General features: G+C 42.7%; 14 protein-coding genes. 6 read left to right on the forward strand and 8 right to left on the reverse strand.

Going from position 1 to position 18,077, the window contains the following annotated elements; all coding sequences use genetic code 11:
* Positions 1 to 1,413 (forward strand): efflux transporter outer membrane subunit, encoded by a 1,413-nt coding sequence (locus LQ983_RS00810; RefSeq protein ID WP_230621297.1) that lies wholly within the window; start codon positions 1 to 3, stop codon positions 1,411 to 1,413.
* Between the two features lie 87 nt (positions 1,414 to 1,500).
* Here the strand turns inward: LQ983_RS00810 and LQ983_RS00815 are convergent, their stop codons facing one another.
* The 3 genes from LQ983_RS00815 to LQ983_RS00825 are packed head-to-tail and all read right to left on the reverse strand — an operon-like array spanning position 1,501 to position 4,264.
* The gene (locus tag LQ983_RS00815) at positions 1,501 to 2,250 is read right to left on the reverse strand and encodes an ABC transporter ATP-binding protein (RefSeq protein ID WP_230621298.1); all 750 of its coding nucleotides are present in this window, start codon (positions 2,248 to 2,250) and stop codon (positions 1,501 to 1,503) included.
* Positions 2,247 to 3,260 (reverse strand): iron ABC transporter permease, encoded by a 1,014-nt coding sequence (locus LQ983_RS00820; protein WP_230621299.1) that lies wholly within the window; start codon positions 3,258 to 3,260, stop codon positions 2,247 to 2,249. Before LQ983_RS00820 ends, LQ983_RS00815 begins: the two co-directional genes overlap by 4 nt.
* Entirely contained in the window at positions 3,260 to 4,264 is a 1,005-nt protein-coding gene (locus LQ983_RS00825) for an iron ABC transporter substrate-binding protein (RefSeq protein WP_230621300.1), read from the reverse strand. The genes LQ983_RS00820 and LQ983_RS00825 overlap by 1 nt, the downstream gene beginning before the upstream one ends.
* A gap of 158 nt (positions 4,265 to 4,422) precedes the next feature.
* Between LQ983_RS00825 and LQ983_RS00830 the strand changes: the two genes are divergently transcribed.
* Together LQ983_RS00830 and LQ983_RS00835 are read left to right on the forward strand one after the other, a co-directional pair.
* Positions 4,423 to 4,917, forward strand: a complete 495-nt coding sequence (locus tag LQ983_RS00830) for a hypothetical protein (protein WP_230621301.1) — start codon at positions 4,423 to 4,425, stop codon at positions 4,915 to 4,917.
* Between the two features lies 1 nt (position 4,918).
* Positions 4,919 to 6,973, forward strand: coding sequence for a TonB-dependent siderophore receptor (locus tag LQ983_RS00835; RefSeq protein ID WP_230621302.1), 2,055 nt, complete (start codon positions 4,919 to 4,921; stop codon positions 6,971 to 6,973).
* Between the two features lie 59 nt (positions 6,974 to 7,032).
* On the opposite strand, the gene LQ983_RS00840 is transcribed toward LQ983_RS00835, so the two are convergent.
* Complete coding sequence (locus LQ983_RS00840) at positions 7,033 to 8,307, reverse strand: citrate synthase (protein WP_230621303.1); 1,275 nt, start codon at positions 8,305 to 8,307, stop codon at positions 7,033 to 7,035.
* Between the two features lie 265 nt (positions 8,308 to 8,572).
* Between LQ983_RS00840 and icd the strand changes: the two genes are divergently transcribed.
* From icd to ttcA, 3 genes are all read left to right on the forward strand, one after another.
* Positions 8,573 to 9,817: an NADP-dependent isocitrate dehydrogenase gene (gene icd, locus LQ983_RS00845; protein WP_230621304.1), complete on the forward strand. Its 1,245-nt coding sequence runs from the start codon at positions 8,573 to 8,575 to the stop codon at positions 9,815 to 9,817.
* Positions 9,818 to 9,862: 45 nt separating this feature from the next.
* On the forward strand, positions 9,863 to 12,469 hold the full coding sequence (acnB, locus tag LQ983_RS00850; RefSeq protein WP_230621305.1) for a bifunctional aconitate hydratase 2/2-methylisocitrate dehydratase: 2,607 nt from the start codon (positions 9,863 to 9,865) through the stop codon (positions 12,467 to 12,469).
* Positions 12,470 to 12,624: 155 nt separating this feature from the next.
* Complete coding sequence (gene ttcA, locus LQ983_RS00855; RefSeq protein ID WP_230621306.1) at positions 12,625 to 13,557, forward strand: tRNA 2-thiocytidine(32) synthetase TtcA; 933 nt, start codon at positions 12,625 to 12,627, stop codon at positions 13,555 to 13,557.
* Between the two features lie 101 nt (positions 13,558 to 13,658).
* On the opposite strand, the gene LQ983_RS00860 is transcribed toward ttcA, so the two are convergent.
* The 4 genes from LQ983_RS00860 to pheS form a co-directional block, all read right to left on the reverse strand.
* Complete coding sequence (locus tag LQ983_RS00860; RefSeq protein ID WP_109432309.1) at positions 13,659 to 14,141, reverse strand: C40 family peptidase; 483 nt, start codon at positions 14,139 to 14,141, stop codon at positions 13,659 to 13,661.
* Between the two features lie 66 nt (positions 14,142 to 14,207).
* Positions 14,208 to 14,504, reverse strand: coding sequence for an integration host factor subunit alpha (locus tag LQ983_RS00865; protein ID WP_006718254.1), 297 nt, complete (start codon positions 14,502 to 14,504; stop codon positions 14,208 to 14,210).
* A gap of 3 nt (positions 14,505 to 14,507) precedes the next feature.
* Positions 14,508 to 16,898, reverse strand: a complete 2,391-nt coding sequence (gene pheT / locus LQ983_RS00870) for a phenylalanine--tRNA ligase subunit beta (protein WP_230621307.1) — start codon at positions 16,896 to 16,898, stop codon at positions 14,508 to 14,510.
* A gap of 19 nt (positions 16,899 to 16,917) precedes the next feature.
* Positions 16,918 to 17,907, reverse strand: coding sequence for a phenylalanine--tRNA ligase subunit alpha (pheS, locus tag LQ983_RS00875; RefSeq protein WP_230621308.1), 990 nt, complete (start codon positions 17,905 to 17,907; stop codon positions 16,918 to 16,920).
* Positions 17,908 to 18,077 lie beyond the last annotated feature (170 nt).

Genomic DNA, 18,077 nt, shown 5'->3' on the forward strand with positions numbered 1-18,077 from the left:
ATGAAAAAGATCACGCCTAAACTCAGTCTCATCGCGATATTTATTGCATTAACCGGCTGTACAACCCATGTTGACTTGTCATCAAAAGTGAACATTCCTGCGCAATTTGAACAGATACAAAATGCAGCAACCATCCAATCAACCACAGAGATCACTCGTTGGTGGCAAAACTGGCGAGATCCGCAACTGACTCAACTCATTGAACAGGGATTAAAACATAACTTTGATATTGAAATCGCCAAAGCACGGTTATTGGAAGCACAGGCAATCAGTCAATATACCCAAGCGGATCTTGGCCCCCAAGTAGGGGCGCAAAGTACGGCAGGATTAATGTACACGCATGTGAAAAATCCGCTCACCCACCGTTCTTATGATCGGTCAGGCAATGTGCAATCGGCCGGTATTTCCGCAAGTTGGGAATTGGATTTTTTCGGTAAAAAACGAAGTGATCGCGATGCGGCGCAAGCTGCCGTATTAGGTGCTCAACAACAGGTTTATGCCGCACAAATGTTAGTTGCTGGACAAATTGCCGAAAGCTACGCCAATATTGCGGCCCTAACGCAACAACAAGCGTTATTGCAACAAACCGAAAAACGCTTACGTCAATTAAAGCATTATGTGGAAGGTCGTTTCCGCGCGGGGCAAACTAATGCAAATGAGGTGTTGCAAGTAGAAAGCCAAATCAGTGCCGTGCAAGCGCAACAAGCCACACTAAAAGCCCAAATCGCCGCTAATGAACGTGCCATTGCCGTACTGATCGGGCAACCGCCACAGGGATTTCATCTCACCCCAAGTGCGGTCGATTTTCTTGGCGTTTTACCGCCAGTGCCCCGTGGGGTGGTTCCCGGTGATATATTGGAACGTCGCCCGGATTTACGTGCCTATAAAGCCCAAGTACAAGCCCGTGCTGCAAAACTGGCGTCTGCCAAAGCCGATCTTTATCCACGCTTTGATATTCAATTTTTAGGGCAAACAGGACGTATCGACATCAACACAGACATTCCCGATTTAAAAGGCTGGGGCAATTTGCTCAATTTAGGCATTCACCTACCGATTTTTACCAACGGACGCATTCAAGCCAACATTGACGCCTCGGATGCCCGCCTAAAAACCGCGCTGTTGCAATATGACAAAGCATTGTTGCAAGCGCTTGCCGATGTGGATAACAGCTATCAAGCTCAAACGGCGTTAAATCGCCAAACTCAGCTGCTGCAAACGGCTTACCGACAAGCACAGACACAAGCGATCAACGCAGAAAAATTGTTTAAATATGGCGAGAAAACTTTAGATAACGCACTGATGGCGCAACTGACTGCATTGGATTCTCAAAATCGACTGATTCAAAGCCGTTTGGCTGGTGCAAAAAGCTTGATTAATTTATACAAGGCATTAGGTGGCGGCTGGCAGGAATAAATGCGGTCATATCTCTTTGATAAAAACGCCCTCAAAAATGACCGCACTTTCGTTTTTTTAGAACAAAGGTTTGCTGTCAAGAATCGGTTAAAAACGCAAATGTTGATGTAGCTGTGCAGTTGAAGTGCGGTAGATTTTTGCTAAGTTTTCCAAAGTCAAAAGGGATTCTCGAGCGCCTTGTTGGCCCCCATATTGCTGATCGAGTAGCAAAATATTTTCGGCTAAATACATGGCCTGTTGCGGATTATGGGTAGTGATCAGCAAGGCAATATTTTGTGCTTGGAGCTGTTTAATTTTTTCCAACACACGAATTTGATTGCCAAAATCCAAACTCGCTGTCGGTTCATCCATCACCAACAATTTGGCTTGCTGCGCAATGGCTCGAGCAATAAGCACAAGTTGTTTCTCTCCCCCGCTCAATTCCGGATAGTAACGTTTGGCAAGATGTTCAATTTGCAGCCCGGCAAGGGCGGACAGCGCCAATTCTTTGTCTTCCGCTGTCGGTGTTTGATACCACTTCAAAAAGGCAGAACGCCCCATCAACACCATGTCTTGTACCAAAAACGGAAACAAATGTTGGTGCGCCTGTGGCACATAAGCGATATTGCGTGCCAATTCTGCCTGTGTATAAGCAGAAAGCGGGTGTTGTTGCCAGCAGACTTCGCCTTGTAATGCGGGTTGTAAACCGAGCAAGGTTTTCAAGAAGGTACTCTTTCCCGCCCCATTAGCCCCCAATAAACAACAAATTTGTTTTTCCTGTAAACAGAAATTGATGTTATTTATTAAAACGTTGTTGCCGTAACCAATGGCTAAATCATGGGTTTCGATCAAATTCATCGTCTGCCCCGCAATAACAAATAAAGGAAGAACGGCGCACCGCACACAGAGGTGAGAATCCCCAACGGTAATTCAATGCCGGCGATGGTACGAGCCAAGGTGTCTGTTAATAACAGAAAACTGGCGCCAAGCAACAAAGAAGTTGGCAACAGCAAAATAAAATTCGCCCCCACCAACAAGCGGGCAATGTGTGGCACGAGCAATCCAACCCAACCGATAATGCCTGTAATCGACACCGCACTTGCGGTGCAAATGGTGGTGAAAATAATCAAAATGTAACGGGTCGCTTTAATCGGCACACCTAAACTGCGCGCTTCTTCCTCTTCCAAGGAAAGCAAATTTAAACGCCAACGCAGTAAAAATAACGGTGCCATACCGAGCATTAAAATCGGTGCCAGTTGCAAGACATCTTTTGGTGTGATGGCGGTTAAACTGCCGAGCAGCCAAAACGTAATGGAAGGCAGTTGAGTAAAGGGATCTGCCAAAATTTTCAACAACGAAATACCTGCGCCGAGCAAAGATCCGATGGCGATGCCGGCAAGGACTAAAACCAGAATCGGGTCTTGCTCCTTGCTGCGAGAAGCAATGAGCGAGACACAAAACACCGCAGAAATGCCACCCCAAAAAGCAAACAGCTGAATATAAAACATCGGCAAACTGTAAAAAATCGCCAAGGACGCGCCCAATCCCGCCCCTGCGGAAACACCTAGAATATCCGGTGAAACTAACGGATTTTTAAACATGCCTTGGTAGGTTGCCCCGGCACACGCCAAGGCTGCGCCCACTAAACACGCTACCACAATACGCGGAGAACGAATTTGCCATAACACAGTGTGAATGGGCGAATCTGTCTTACATTGTGGTTCCCATGAACAGACGAGGGTTTGCCATAATTGGCTTGGTGAAATGGGGAATTTACCCACATTCAAGGCAAGCAAAATACTGCTGATTAACAACGCAATCAGCAGCAAAAAGAATAGACGTGGGGAACGTTGAATAAACTGTTGCATTATTGTCCTTGTTTCAGCAGTTGCTCCGCCTGTGCTGTTGACAGTTCAATGTGGTAGAACAATTTATAAAAACGCTGCACTTCCAGCGCGAAGTCTGCCATCGGCTTGTTGCTTAGCAAATGTTGTAACCAACGCACGCCAAGCAAGCGATTCAAACTTGGCGGTGAATCGAGCCAACCGAACGGTTGGTTAGGAATGAAAAAAACGCGCTGATTTTTCACCGCACTTAATTGGCTCCATTGCGGATTATTTTTGATGGTTTGGAAAAATTCAGCGTATTGCGTCAAAATGATGTCGGGATTCCAAAGCAATAACTGTTCCATAGACACTTGCGTTAAGCCTTTATGTTCCCCTTCCACCACATTACGCAAGCCTACCAACTCCATGGCTTCAGTATGAATGGAACCTTTTTGCCCCGTTTGCAAACCGTCAGCACTGCGCGCCAAGTAGGCGGATTGTTGTAAAACACCGGAAAAATCGACCGCACTTTTTAAGGTTTCTTCCGCATATTGCGCTTGCTGTTCTGTTAATTGTTCCACGCCTAGCCATTTGCCTAGTTCACGCAAGGTGTTTGGCGTGGCAGAAAGTCTGCCGTCTAATAATAAATAAGGTACGCCGGTCTGGGCAAAAGTACGCTTGGCTTGGTCAATATAATTCGGCGTGACATTCCCCACATCAATAATCAAATTCGGCTGCAATGCCACAATTTTTTCCGCAGAAAGTGTGCTGCCCTTGCCGGCAATTTTGCCAATCGTCGGCAATGCTTGTTGTTCCGCAGGAAATAATTTACCGCCCTGAGATGCCATATTAAAGCCCGCCAATCCCACCATTTTTTGTGGTGCGACCGACAGCAATAGCACATCACTCGGGTTGCCGGCACTTAGCACTTTCTCAATGGTTTGAGATGCAGGAACTTCTCCCGCCAGAAAAGCCGAAGGCGTATTCTCTGCCCATAGGTTTATCGCGAAAATCAGCGAAAATAACAAGATGAAGTATTTTTTCATGTGAATATCCTTAAAAGTGCGGTCATCAAAGCCAATAAATTCAAATTCTACCGAAACACTATATATTTTTGAATATATAACGCAAAATTGCTAGAATAATCTCGCTATATGTTTTTATACATATCGTTATTTTTCCTAAACCAAGTTAGGTAGAAAAGATGAAATTTGAGGTGATCTATAAATTCTTGCTGTTGTGCGCATCGCTCATCAGTTTGTTTTGCGTGGTGGTAAGTGGCGCTGGATTATTTTTCGGTTGGCAAATGGGCACGTTGTTTTATGTGCATATCACTTTTGCCGTGTTACTGGTTGTGGCGTTGTTACTGCATATGCTTAACCGGAAAAATAAACTGGTGAAAATCAACACGCAATTTGCCGATCTCGTTTTACACAACAAATACCCAAGTTATTGCAGTCTAGATCGTCTCATCATGACGTTTGAGCATTTTTCGATTGCGCAAATTGCCGAACAGTTAAACCTCGATTTAGCAGTTCTACTGAATGAATTGGCGGAAGGAAAAATAAACGTAAAAAATTCTCACCGCACTTTACGGGAGAATTTCCCCCATAACGATGAAAAGATTTTTGCTGCCGTTACCCTCGCGCTGCAACTTCGTTTCACTTCCCACTTGCCTGTTAATTTAAAGGGACATTAAGATGAAAAAAACACTTCTTTGCACTGCCATTGCCATGGCTTATGCTGCGGCCTATGCCGAAGACGTTTTTACGCTTGGACAAATTGAGGTGATTGCCGATAAATCAACGGATTTGAGTACCGCCCGAACCAATCAAGCCGATTTACAAAAAAACAACCAAATTCGCGTTTCTGATGTGGCAAAAACCACACCGGGCGTCTTTTTAGAACGTAGCGGGGCGCGCAGTGAACATAATTTGTTAGTACGCGGTTTTGATGCACGACGTGTGCCGATTTTTATTGATGGGATTCCGGTCTATGTGCCTTATGACGGCAATATGGACATCGGTCGTTTTACTACCTTTGATTTGTCCCGTATGGATATTTCTAAAGGTGCAAGTTCCGTCTTATATGGCGCCAATACGTTGGGCGGTGCGGTCAACCTGATTACCCAGAAACCAAGCCAACCCTTTGAAGGCACAATCGGTTATAGTTTCTCACACGGTCGCAGCGGTGATACCGGTACAAATCAAACTTACTTTAACTTAGGCACAAAACAAGAGTATTTCTACGCGCAATTAAGCGGCGCTTTCGTAGAAAAACAAGGATTACAGCTTTCCAAACATTACCATCAAATCAATCCGAAAGGCGATGATGGCGGTCGCGCAGAAAACTCCGTACAACGAGACAAAAAACTCAGTTTAAAAATGGCATTTACCCCAAATATGACCGATGAATATGCCTTAGTGCTTTCCACCCAAAAAGGCAATAAACAGCAACCGTTATATTCCGGTGCAAACAAAAATTCCCAAGACCGCTATTGGCGCTGGCCGGAATGGAATAAAGACAGCATTTATTTCTTATCCCATACGCAATTTGATTCCCACCATCTGTATCTCAACACAAAAGTGTTCTACGACACATTTAAAAATAAACTGTCTAGTTTTGACGATGCGACATTTAGCACACAAACATTAAACATTCGACCTAAAAAATCCATCAAAAATGGAGACAGCTATTACAGGGATTATTCTTATGGCGTAGGCATTGAGTTAGGCGGCGATTTAACCGAAAAAGATTTGATTAAATTCTCCTCTATTGCGAAATTCGATGTGCATCGCGGACACAATGAGTATCCGAAATACAACCGTTTTGATCCAGTTGAAACAAGCAAAGACAGAACTTATAGCTTCGGATTAGAAAACACGCATACCTTCTCAGAACAAACCAAGCTGATTACAGGGGTCAGTTTTGATCACCGCGAAGCAAAACGTGCGGAAAGTTATGAAAGCGAAAATCGATGTGAAAGCTTAGGCAAAACGAATGTGCTTTGTCCGTTTAATGTTGGCAATAAAAATGCCTTCAATTACCAAATCAAATTAGTACATAGTTTCGACCAAAATGACGAATTCACCCTTGGTTTCGCTAAAAAAACGCGTTTCCCAACCATGAAAGATCGTTATTCGCGTCGATTTGGCTCTACTGAACCGAATCCATACCTAGGCCCTGAAGCGGCATATCACTATGAAACCAGTTATATGCGCACCTTTGATGATTGGTTACGATTAGACGGTGCCTTGTTCTATTCTGAAGTCAAAGATGTTATTGAACCGGTAAAACAACCTAATGGCATGGAAAAGAATGTCAACTATGGCAAAGAAGTCTTTAAAGGCGTAGAACTTGCGGCAACTATTTTTGCGACAGATAACTTAACGTTCGGTGCGAATTACACTTACACTCGTGCGAAAAACAAAATGAACACAAGCTACATCATTCGCAATATTCCAAAACATAAATTCTTTGCATATGTGGATTGGAAAGTTGTGCCAAATCTATCTCTCTATGTCAGCCAAGAAGCGGAACAGGGTCGCTATAGTACAGATGGCATTGGCAAAAAATCAGAATTAGTCAAACTTTCCGGCTTTGGTGTTACCAATGCAAAAGTGATCTATTATGTAACAAAACACTTCAGCGTAGAAGCCGGTGTTTCCAACTTGTTTGATAAAAACTACTACTATCATGCAGGTTATCCAGAAGAAGGTCGCGTTTATTTCTCGAATTTGAAATACAGCTTCTAATACCTTTAACGGTACTTTATTAATAATTAAGCCCTGTTAAAACAGGGCTTAATTTTTTCTTACTCTTCGCTAAATTCTCGTTTAGCACTCCCCACATAAATTTGACGAGGACGAACTATTTTAAAGTCGCCTTGTTTATGCATTTCTTTCCAATGCGCAATCCAACCTACAGTTCTAGCAAGGGCGAACATCACCGTAAACATGGATTTTGGAATACCGATAGCTTTCAGCACAATACCTGAATAGAAATCGACGTTTGGATAAAGTTTATGCTCAATAAAATACGGATCACTGAGGGCGATTTTTTCTAATTCAACAGCAACATCTAACAGCGGATTATTAATTTTCAGCTCGTTTAATACTTCGTGGCAAATTTCACGCATGACTCTTGCCCGAGGGTCGTAATTTTTATACACACGGTGCCCAAACCCCATTAAACGGAACGGATCATTTTTATCTTTAGCACGGGCAATAAATTCAGGTATACGATCAACCGTACCAATTTCCTCTAACATATTGATACAAGCTTCATTAGCACCTCCATGTGCAGGCCCCCAAAGTGAGGCAATCCCAGCCGCAATACAAGCAAATGGATTCGCCCCTGATGAGGCAGCTGTACGCACAGTGGAAGTCGATGCATTTTGCTCATGATCCGCATGCAAAATAAGAATTTTATCTAATGCTCGTTCTAATACCGGATTAACCACATAAGGTTCACTTGGGGTGGCAAACATCATATATAAGAAATTGGCTGCATAAGATAGATGATTTTGAGGGAACATAAACGGCTGACCAATAGAATATTTATAACACATAGCAGCCAACGTCGGAATTTTTGCCAATAAACGAATGGCGGTGAGCTCACGATGTTCAGGGTTAGCAACATCGATTGCATCATGATAGAACGCAGCAAGTGCTCCACTTACGCCACACATCACCGCCATCGGGTGAGAGTCTCGACGGAAACCTTGGAAAAATTTTGTCAGCTGTTCATGCACTAAGGTATGACGTTTTACTAAATTTTTGAACTCTTCGCCTTGTTGCTTGGTCGGGCGGTCTCCAAACAATAATAAATAACTGACCTCCAAATAATCCGACTTATCGGCTAAATCCGCTATCGGGTAACCTCGGTATAGCAACATGCCTTCATCACCATCAACATAGGTAATTTCAGAACAACACACCGCTGTTGAAACCAAACCGGGATCGTAAACAAATAATTTATGCTTCGCTAATGGACGAATATCTACCGCCTCATATCCCAACGTCCCTTTATGTACATCAAGATTATAACTTTGATTATCTATTGTTAATGTAACTTTAGTCGCTGACATGCAAGCCTCCTTTTAGCGTATTTAGTAAGTAAACTGTTAGGTAAAATCAAGCATTTTTAAGGAAACTAGCACTAATAAAATAAAAAATGCAAGATTTTTTATATGAACATAATAAATTTGTTAAAAAAATGTGATCTAACTAACGTTTTAAGTTTGTATCTATTTTTTTTTATTTCAATGCTGATATTGTTTAATTAACTACGGGGCATGGCAAATCAATAAACCATCGCTATATACCTTCTTTTTTCTTACAACAGGAGTCGATATGTGTTCAAAAGTCAACATTCCACAAGGTGAAAAAATTCAACTTATTGATGGCGCATTACAGGTTCCTAACCATCCGATTATCCCCTTCATCGAGGGGGATGGTATTGGGGTGGATGTAACACCAGCCATGCAAGCCGTACTTAATGCGGCAGTAGAAAAGGCCTATGGTGGTAAACGTAAAATTGCCTGGATGGAAGTTTATGCTGGCGGAAAAGCTAATGAAGTATATGGGGAAAATACATGGCTGCCGTCTGAAACCTTAGATCTAATTCGTGAATATCATGTTGCCATTAAAGGCCCTTTAATGACCCCTGTTGGAGGAGGTATCCGCTCTTTAAATGTCGCTATGCGCCAAGGCTTAGATCTCTACAATTGTTTACGTCCAATTCGTTACTATGAGGGTACACCGAGCCCGGTCAAACACCCTGAAAAAGTAAATATGGTCATCTTTCGTGAGAACTCTGAGGATATTTACGCGGGTGTCGAATGGGTTGCAGGTTCACCTGAGGCCGATAAAGTCATCAAATTCTTGCAAGATGAAATGAACGTTACAAAAATTCGTTTTACGCAGGATTGCGGAATCGGAATCAAGCCGGTTTCCAAACAAGGATCTCAGCGTCTAGTGCGTGCTGCATTACAATACGTCCTAGATAATGACCGCACTTCTCTCACCTTAGTACATAAAGGTAATATCATGAAATTCACGGAGGGGGCGTTTAAAGAATGGGGCTACGAGGTTGCGAAAGAATTTGGTGCGCAAGTGATTGATCAAGGCCCATGGATGCGATTGACTAATCCCAAAACCGGACGAGACATCATTATTAAAGACTGCATCGCCGATGCCTTTTTGCAAGAAGTATTACTTCATCCTTCCGATTATGACGTAATTGCTACATTAAACCTTAACGGGGACTATATTTCAGATGCACTTGCCGCCCAAGTCGGTGGCATTGGTATTTCACCAGGAGCCAATATCGGCAACGAAGCAGCTATTTTTGAAGCAACTCACGGCACCGCGCCTAAAATTGCAGGTCAGAACAAAGGCAACCCAGGTTCATTAATTCTAAGCGGAGAGATGTTGTTACGTCACTTGGGGTGGATTGAAGCCGCTGATTTGGTCGTAAACGCAGTGTCTAAAACCATCGCCAATAAAACCGTAACGTTCGATTTTGCTGAAATGTTGGAAGGTGCCACATTACGTTCAACATCAGAATTTGCACAAGATATTATTGCCAATATGTAACTTTACTCTACTACCTGATTCCCTTTCGAACATTGAGGAGTGACTATGTCAGACTTTCTACAAAACTATCAAAAACATGTTGATGAACGTGCTGCGCAGGGGATTCTACCTCTGCCCTTAACAGCAGCACAAACGGCAGAACTGGTTGAATTACTTAAAAATCCGCCTGCAGGGAAAGAAGACTTCTTACTGGATTTATTTGAAAATCGAATTCCTGCCGGTGTAGATGAGGCCGCGTATGTAAAAGCCTCATTCTTATCGGCTGTCAGCACAAAAAAAGTCACAACCCCACTGATTTCACCGGAAAGTGCGGTGAGAATTTTAGGTAAAATGCAAGGAGGATATAATATTGAACCATTACTCCATGCACTTGATGATGCCACGCTTGCCCCTATAGCTGCAACTGAACTGTCTCATACCTTATTGATGTTCGATAATTTCCATGATGTACAAGAAAAAGCGGAAAAAGGAAATCCTTATGCCCAACAAGTACTCCAATCTTGGGCTAATGCAGAATGGTTTACCTCTCGCCCTAAACTTGCCGAAAAAATTACTGTCACGGTCTTTAAAGTTTCCGGTGAAACCAATACTGATGATCTTTCTCCGGCACAAGATGCTTGGTCACGTCCGGATATTCCTCTACATGCCAATGCGATGCTGAAAATGCCACGTGATGGCATCATGCCTGATGAACCCACTCAAATTGGGCCAATCAAACAACTCAATGAATTAAAGAATAAAGGCTTCCCACTCGCTTATGTGGGTGATGTGGTGGGAACTGGTTCCTCTCGTAAATCGGCGACAAACTCCGTGCTCTGGTTTATCGGCGAAGATATTCCTTATATCCCGAATAAACGTACCGGTGGTGTAGTACTAGGTGGAAAAATTGCTCCAATCTTCTTTAATACGTTAGAAGATGCAGGTGCACTACCAATTGAAGTGGATGTCAGTCAGTTAAATATGGGTGACGTCATTGATATTTATCCTTATGCGGGCAAAATTTGCATCCATGGCACAGATAAGGTTTTAGCAGAATTTAGTTTAAAAACGAATGTACTACTTGATGAAGTCCGTGCCGGTGGCCGAATTCCGTTAATTATCGGTCGTGGTTTAACTCATAAAGCTCGTGCCGCCCTAGGTTTGCCAGAAAGTGAAGTTTTTGTTAAACCACAATCTATCGGGGCAAGCAATAAAGGTTATACCTTGGCACAAAAAATAGTTGGTCGAGCCTGTGGTGTAGAAGGTATCCGTCCGGGACAATATTGCGAACCCCGTATGACTTCTGTCGGTTCACAAGACACAACCGGTCCGATGACCCGTGATGAACTAAAAGATTTAGCCTGTTTAGGTTTCTCGGCGGATCTTGTGATGCAGTCCTTTTGCCATACTGCTGCATATCCGAAACCTGTCGATGTAGTTACTCACCATACCTTACCTGACTTTATTATGAATCGTGGTGGTGTATCTTTACGTCCTGGAGACGGTGTCATTCACTCTTGGCTTAATCGCATGTTGTTGCCGGATACCGTCGGCACTGGGGGGGATTCACACACACGTTTCCCAATCGGCATTTCTTTCCCTGCGGGTTCCGGATTAGTCGCGTTTGCTGCAGCAACAGGCGTTATGCCGTTAGATATGCCGGAATCTGTATTAATTCGCTTTAAAGGTGAAATGCAACCTGGTATTACTTTACGCGATCTTGTTCATGCTATTCCTTACTACGCAATCCAACAAGGGTTGTTGACGATAGAAAAACAAGGCAAGAAAAATATTTTCTCAGGGCGTATTTTAGAAATCGAAGGTCTAGAAAATCTCAAAATCGAACAGGCCTTTGAGCTTTCGGATGCCTCAGCTGAACGTTCTGCGGCAGCCTGTACGATTAGACTGAACAAAGAGCCGATTATCGAATATCTCACCTCGAATATTACGCTATTAAAATGGATGATCGCGGAAGGTTACAACGATAAACGTACCCTTGAACGTCGAATTAAAGCAATGCAAGCCTGGCTTGATAATCCGCAATTGCTTGAAGCGGATCCTGATGCTGAATATGCGGCTATCATTGAGATTAATTTGGATGAAATCAAAGAACCGATTCTTTGTGTACCAAATGATCCAGACGATGCACGCTTATTATCTGAAGTACAAGGCGATCGTATTGATGAGGTGTTTATAGGCTCTTGTATGACCAATATTGGGCACTTCCGCGCAGCAGGTAAACTGCTCAACACATTCCAAGGCATGATCCCAACGCGTTTATGGATTGCACCACCAACCAAAATGGACGCTGCCTTGCTCACGGAAGAAGGCTACTACAGCATTTATGGTAAAAGTGGTGCACGCATTGAAATGCCGGGTTGCTCACTTTGTATGGGTAACCAAGCTCGTGTGGCTAATAATGCCACCGTGGTTTCGACTTCGACTCGTAATTTCCCAAATCGCTTAGGCCAAGGCGCTCAGGTTTATCTTGCTTCGGCAGAATTAGCGGCAGTTTCTGCTTTACTGGGAAAACTACCGACACCGGAAGAATATCTAGCTTACGTGAATGGCTTAGAAAATGAAAAAGACGAGATATATCGCTACATGAATTTTGACCAATTACTAAGCTATTCTAAAAAAGCAGATGAGGTGATTTTCCAACAGGCTGTGTAGTTCATTGTTGATTAAAAACACTATAAAAAAGCACCGCACTTTGATTTTTTTAAGACCAAAGTGCGGTGCTTTTTTAACGTGTTTTTCAATTCATTTATGCAAAAATTTAGGCTTCGTATATAATGAGCCGCTTTCCAGATAACCGAATAGAAACAATGAATACAGCAAGCCAAACAGAAAAGAAACAAAGTTACAATTTCAATAAATTACAAAAACGCTTACGCCGCAATGTGGGCAACGCCATTGCCGATTTCAATATGATTGAAGAAGGCGACAAAGTGATGGTATGCCTTTCCGGTGGGAAAGATAGCTATACTTTATTGGATATTTTGCTCAACCTACAACAAAATGCGCCGGTCAATTTCGATATTGTGGCGGTGAATTTAGACCAGAAACAACCGGGCTTTCCGGAGCATATTTTGCCTGAATATTTGCAATCTATTGGTGTGGATTACAAAATTGTAGAAGAAAACACATATGGCATCGTGAAAGAGAAAATTCCAGAAGGAAAAACCACTTGTTCTCTTTGTTCCCGTTTACGTCGCGGGATTTTATACCGTACAGCGACCGAACTTGGCGCAACCAAAATTGCGTTAGGGCATCATCGCGATGATATGTTGGCGACGCTGTTTCTGAATATGTTCTACGGCGGAAAATTAAAATCCATGCCGCCAAAATTAATTTCTGACGATGGCAAACAAATTGTGATTCGTCCGCTTGCCTATTGCAAAGAAAAAGACATTGAGAAATACGCCGTTGCGAAACAATTCCCAATCATTCCTTGTAACCTATGCGGTTCACAGCCGAATTTGCAACGACAAGTGGTGAAAGAAATGTTGAACACTTGGGATCGCCAATATCCGGGGCGTTTGGAAACCATGTTTAGCGCCATGCAAAACATTACCCTTTCTCATTTATGTGATCCGAAACTTTTCGACTTTAAAGGCATTAAACACGGTCAAGCGCTTGAAGGTATCGAGGGCGATACTGCATTTGATGAGCAAAATATAACGCCAATGCAATTTGACGATGAAGATCAGACTGATTTCAGTGAACAAGAGATGATTGCCTTTAAAGAAGTGAAGTAAAAAACGTGGCTAAAAACCACCGCACTTTTAGTCCGAGGTGCATACAAATAAAAAAGGTGCGTTTATACGCACCTTTTTATTTATCTTTTCTTCTACATCACTTAAATACGTCTCGCCTGCCAATAGGCTTTGCGCCAATAATCGCTATTCATGGAAGAATAAACGACACCACCTTTGGTTGAGGCATGGAGAAATTTATCCTCTTTCACATAAATTCCCACATGGTAACCGTTTGGACCTAATCCTGTTTTAAAGAAGATTAAATCCCCGGTTTGAATATCCGCTTTTTCGATATATTGTCCGTATTTAGCCTGATCTTTGGTTTGACGCGGTAATTTTATGCCAAAGCGATCAAAAAACGTGGTTTGCACAAAACCGGAACAATCCACACCATTACGACCAAGCCCACCAAGCACATAAGGGGTTCCCGCCCATTCATGTTGTTGTTCGCTTAATAAAGCAATCGCCATAATGGGATCGTTAATTTGTCCTTTGTAATTAATGCGCGAGGATTTGTATCCGCCGGAACAGGCAGCTAACGCCAACACACAACCACAAAGCAATAAAGATTTTAAAACACGCATTGATAGAACATCTCAAACTAAAAAGCTATCAACAAGGACATTATTGATAGCTTATTTTTATACTTATTAGGCTTTCGGTTTGACTTTCTCTACCCGATTACGCAATTTTTGTCCCGGTTTAAACACCACTACACGGCGAGCAGAAACCGGCACGCTTTCACCGGTTTTCGGATTACGCCCCGGACGAGAAGATTTATCGCGTAACTCAAAATTACCAAACCCGGATAATTTCACGTCATTCCCGGTTTCTAACGCAATTCGGATTTCCTCAAAGAAACTTTCGACTAAATCCTTGGCTTCACGTTTACTGAGATGGAATTTCTCAATAAGATTCTCGGCGAGTTCTACTTTAGTTAATGTCATAGTTTAATCTCTCAAGTAAGCATTAAAACGTTGTTTTAACTCAGATAATACCGCTGAAATTACTGCGTTAATTTCATCTTCTTCAAGGGTTTTTTCATTGTCTTGAATCACGAGACTTATCGCTAAGCTCTTATGACCTTCTGCGACGCCACTACCTTGGTAAACGTCAAATAAATTCACTTGCGTTAATTTATTACCGCCTGCAACACGACAAGCGTCTAATACATCGTCTGCTGCAACACTATCCGCAACCACAAGGGCTAAGTCACGGCGGTTCGCCGGGAAGCGGGAAATTTCTTTTGCTTTCGCAATATCACGACGAGAAATATGCGCAATGGAAATTTCACACACAAATGCCTTGCCATTGATACCGATTTTTTGTGCAATCGTCGGATGAAGTTGACCGATAAAACCAATTTCTTCTCCGTCTAACATAATTGCAGCAGATTGCCCCGGATGTAACGCTGTGTATGATTTTGCTACAAATTTTGCGCGATTTCCAGCAGAACTTAATGAAAGTAAATTTTCAATATAACCTTTTAAATCATAGAAATCGGCAGGCGCTGCTTTTTCGCTCCATTGTTCATTCGCTTTAGAACCGGTCATCACTGCCGCAAAAACTTGTTCTTGGCGTACGCCAAATTCGGCTTTTTCATCCGGTACAAAACGTAAACCAAATTCAAACAAACGCACGCGATTTTGTTGACGATTTTGGTTATAACTTACCGCCCCTAACAATCCGGTTAATAGTGAAACGCGCATCGCGGACATTTCAACAGAAATTGGGTTAGGTAGAATAAACGGTTTAATTTCCGGGTGGAGTAAACTTTGAATTTTCGGATCAACAAAGCTATAAGTAATGGCTTCATAAAAATCACAACTTACTAATGCCGCTTTGATACGCGATAATTCAATGTCTGCTTCGCTATGTTCACGCATACGCAAATGTGCCAACGGCGCATTATTTGGAATACTGTTATAGCCATAAATACGCGCGACTTCTTCAATTAAATCTTCTTCGATTTCAATATCAAAACGCCAAGATGGCGCAACAGCCGTCCAACTGTTGTTAGCGTAAGAAACCTGTAAACCAAGGCGTTGTAAGATATCGGTTACCGTTTCTGTTTCAATATGATGCCCAAGTAACGCATCTAATTTGTGACGTTGTAATGTGACTTGTTGACGTTTTGGTAAATTCGCTTCATTCGTTACTTCACAAATTTCACCGGCTTCACCACCGCAAATCTCTAATAAAAGTGCGGTCGCTCTTTCCATTGCTTTACGTGGCAATTCGAAATCTACACCACGTTCAAAGCGGTGAGAAGAATCTGTATGCAAACCATATTGACGTGCGCGACCGGTAATGGCTAATGGCGCAAAAAATGCCGCTTCTAAAATCACATCTTTTGTGTTTTCTACATTCACACCACTGGCTTCTCCACCAAAAATACCGGCCATCGCCAATGCACCATTTTGGTCGGCAATCACTAAAGTGTTCGGTTGAAGTTTTGCTGTGGTGCCATCTAACAATACAAGCTCTTCATTTTCTTTTGCCATACGAACTTGTACCGGCTGTGCCACTTTTGCTATATCAAAAGCATGCATTGGTTGACCGAGTTCAAGCAAAATATAGTTCGTGACATCCACAATTGGATCGATGGAACGAATATCGCAACGACGCAATTTCTCTTGTAACCACATTGGCGACTGCGCTTTAACATTGACATTCTTAATCACACGTAATAAATAACGCGGACAGGCTTCGGCAGCTTGAACATCAATTTGTACTTTATCGCTAATGGTCGGTTTAACCACATCAAAGTGCGGTGGATTTTCGTTAAGTTTATTCACCACAGCCAATTCACGTGCCACGCCGGCAATGCTTAAACAGTCTGCACGGTTTGGCGTTAAGCTGATTTCAATAGCGCTGTCGTCTAATGTTAAATAATCGCGTAAATTGGTACCGATAGGCGCATCTTGTGGCAATTCGATAATCCCATTGGCATCAGATTCAATACCAAGTTCGCTGAATGAGCAAAGCATGCCTTCGGAAGGTTGTCCGCGTAATTTGGTTTTCTTGATTTTGAAATCACCCGGTAATTCAGCGCCTTCTACCGCACAAGCGACTTTCAAGCCTTGACGACAATTCGGTGCACCACACACGATGTCTAACAAACGCTCGCCTCCTACATTCACTTTGGTCACGCGTAATTTATCAGCGTCAGGATGTTGTGCGCATTCCACCACTTCGCCTACCACAACACCCGTGAAATCACCGGCAACTTTTTCTACGCCATCAACTTCCAAGCCTAACATGGTAATTTGTTCACAAAGTTGTTCCGTAGAAATCGCCGGATTAACCCATTCGCGTACCCATTGTTCACTAAATTTCATACTTATCTCTCACTCAAAATTATTTAAACTGTTTCAAAAAGCGCAAATCATTCTCGAAGAATGAACGTAAATCTGTGACGTTGTAGCGTAACATCGTTAAACGCTCTACCCCCATGCCCACAGCGAAACCGGAGTATTCGTTCGGGTCAATGCCGACATTGCGTAAAACGTTAGGATGCACCATACCGCAACCCAACACTTCTAGCCATTTGCCGTTTTTACCCATGACATCAACTTCGGCAGAAGGTTCTGTGAATGGGAAGTAAGACGGACGGAAACGCACTTGTAAATCTTCTTCGAAGAAGGCACGTAAGAAATCGTGCAACAGGCCTTTTAATTCGGTGAAATTCGCATGTTTATCCACATACAACAATTCGATTTGATGGAACATCGGTGTGTGGGTTTGGTCGTAATCGTTACGATACACGCGTCCCGGCGCCATAATGCGAATTGGCGGTTGTTGTTTTTGCATGGTGCGAATTTGCACACCGGAAGTTTGCGTTCTTAACAATAATTCAGGATTAAACCAGAACGTATCATGATCAGCACGCGCCGGGTGATGTTTAGGAATATTTAAGGCATCAAAATTGTAATAATCGCTTTCGATTTCAGGGCCGGATTCCACAGAAAAACCCAGTTCAGAGAAGAATTTGGTCACGCGTTCAATGGTAATAGAAACCGGATGTAAACAGCCCATTTCCACTTTACGTCCCGGTAAACTCACATCAATGCGTTCGTTTTCCAATTGTGCATTTAACAAGGCTTGTTCCCATTCTGCTTTTTTCGCATTTAAAAAATCTAATGCTGCTTGTTTAGCTTCGTTAATTTTCGCGCCCATTGCCGGACGTTCTTCCGCCGCCACGTTGCGCAATTCTTGCATTAATTGAGTAAAATGACCTTTCTTACCAAAATATTCCACGCGAATTTCATCAAGCGCTGCAAGGCTTCTATCTTCAATGTTGTCTATGGCATTTCTTGCTTTATCCACAAGCTCTTTAAGATGCTGCATAAATATCCTCTGTGATGATTAATCTATCTAAAAAATACTTTCAATAATAATACTAACTGCTTAGAAAATCACGCGATTTATCTATCACCGCGGAAATTATTCCGTAATAAAACGAAGATTTATCGAGAAAAATGACCGCACTTTACTTCCGTTTACATTTCGACTGAAAC

It is taken from the genome of Aggregatibacter sp. Marseille-P9115 (assembly GCF_920939465.1).
GTDB lineage: Bacteria > Pseudomonadota > Gammaproteobacteria > Enterobacterales > Pasteurellaceae > Aggregatibacter > Aggregatibacter segnis_B.

Coding starts and splice junctions, on each gene's coding strand:
- LQ983_RS00810 (WP_230621297.1), top strand. CDS start 1: ATGAAAAAGATCACGCCTAAACTCAGTCTCATCGCGATATTTATTGCA.
- LQ983_RS00815 (WP_230621298.1), bottom strand. CDS start 2,250: ATGAATTTGATCGAAACCCATGATTTAGCCATTGGTTACGGCAACAAC.
- LQ983_RS00820 (WP_230621299.1), bottom strand. CDS start 3,260: ATGCAACAGTTTATTCAACGTTCCCCACGTCTATTCTTTTTGCTGCTG.
- LQ983_RS00825 (WP_230621300.1), bottom strand. CDS start 4,264: ATGAAAAAATACTTCATCTTGTTATTTTCGCTGATTTTCGCGATAAAC.
- LQ983_RS00830 (WP_230621301.1), top strand. CDS start 4,423: ATGAAATTTGAGGTGATCTATAAATTCTTGCTGTTGTGCGCATCGCTC.
- LQ983_RS00835 (WP_230621302.1), top strand. CDS start 4,919: ATGAAAAAAACACTTCTTTGCACTGCCATTGCCATGGCTTATGCTGCG.
- LQ983_RS00840 (WP_230621303.1), bottom strand. CDS start 8,307: ATGTCAGCGACTAAAGTTACATTAACAATAGATAATCAAAGTTATAAT.
- icd (WP_230621304.1), top strand. CDS start 8,573: ATGTGTTCAAAAGTCAACATTCCACAAGGTGAAAAAATTCAACTTATT.
- acnB (WP_230621305.1), top strand. CDS start 9,863: ATGTCAGACTTTCTACAAAACTATCAAAAACATGTTGATGAACGTGCT.
- ttcA (WP_230621306.1), top strand. CDS start 12,625: ATGAATACAGCAAGCCAAACAGAAAAGAAACAAAGTTACAATTTCAAT.
- LQ983_RS00860 (WP_109432309.1), bottom strand. CDS start 14,141: ATGCGTGTTTTAAAATCTTTATTGCTTTGTGGTTGTGTGTTGGCGTTA.
- LQ983_RS00865 (WP_006718254.1), bottom strand. CDS start 14,504: ATGACATTAACTAAAGTAGAACTCGCCGAGAATCTTATTGAGAAATTC.
- pheT (WP_230621307.1), bottom strand. CDS start 16,898: ATGAAATTTAGTGAACAATGGGTACGCGAATGGGTTAATCCGGCGATT.
- pheS (WP_230621308.1), bottom strand. CDS start 17,907: ATGCAGCATCTTAAAGAGCTTGTGGATAAAGCAAGAAATGCCATAGAC.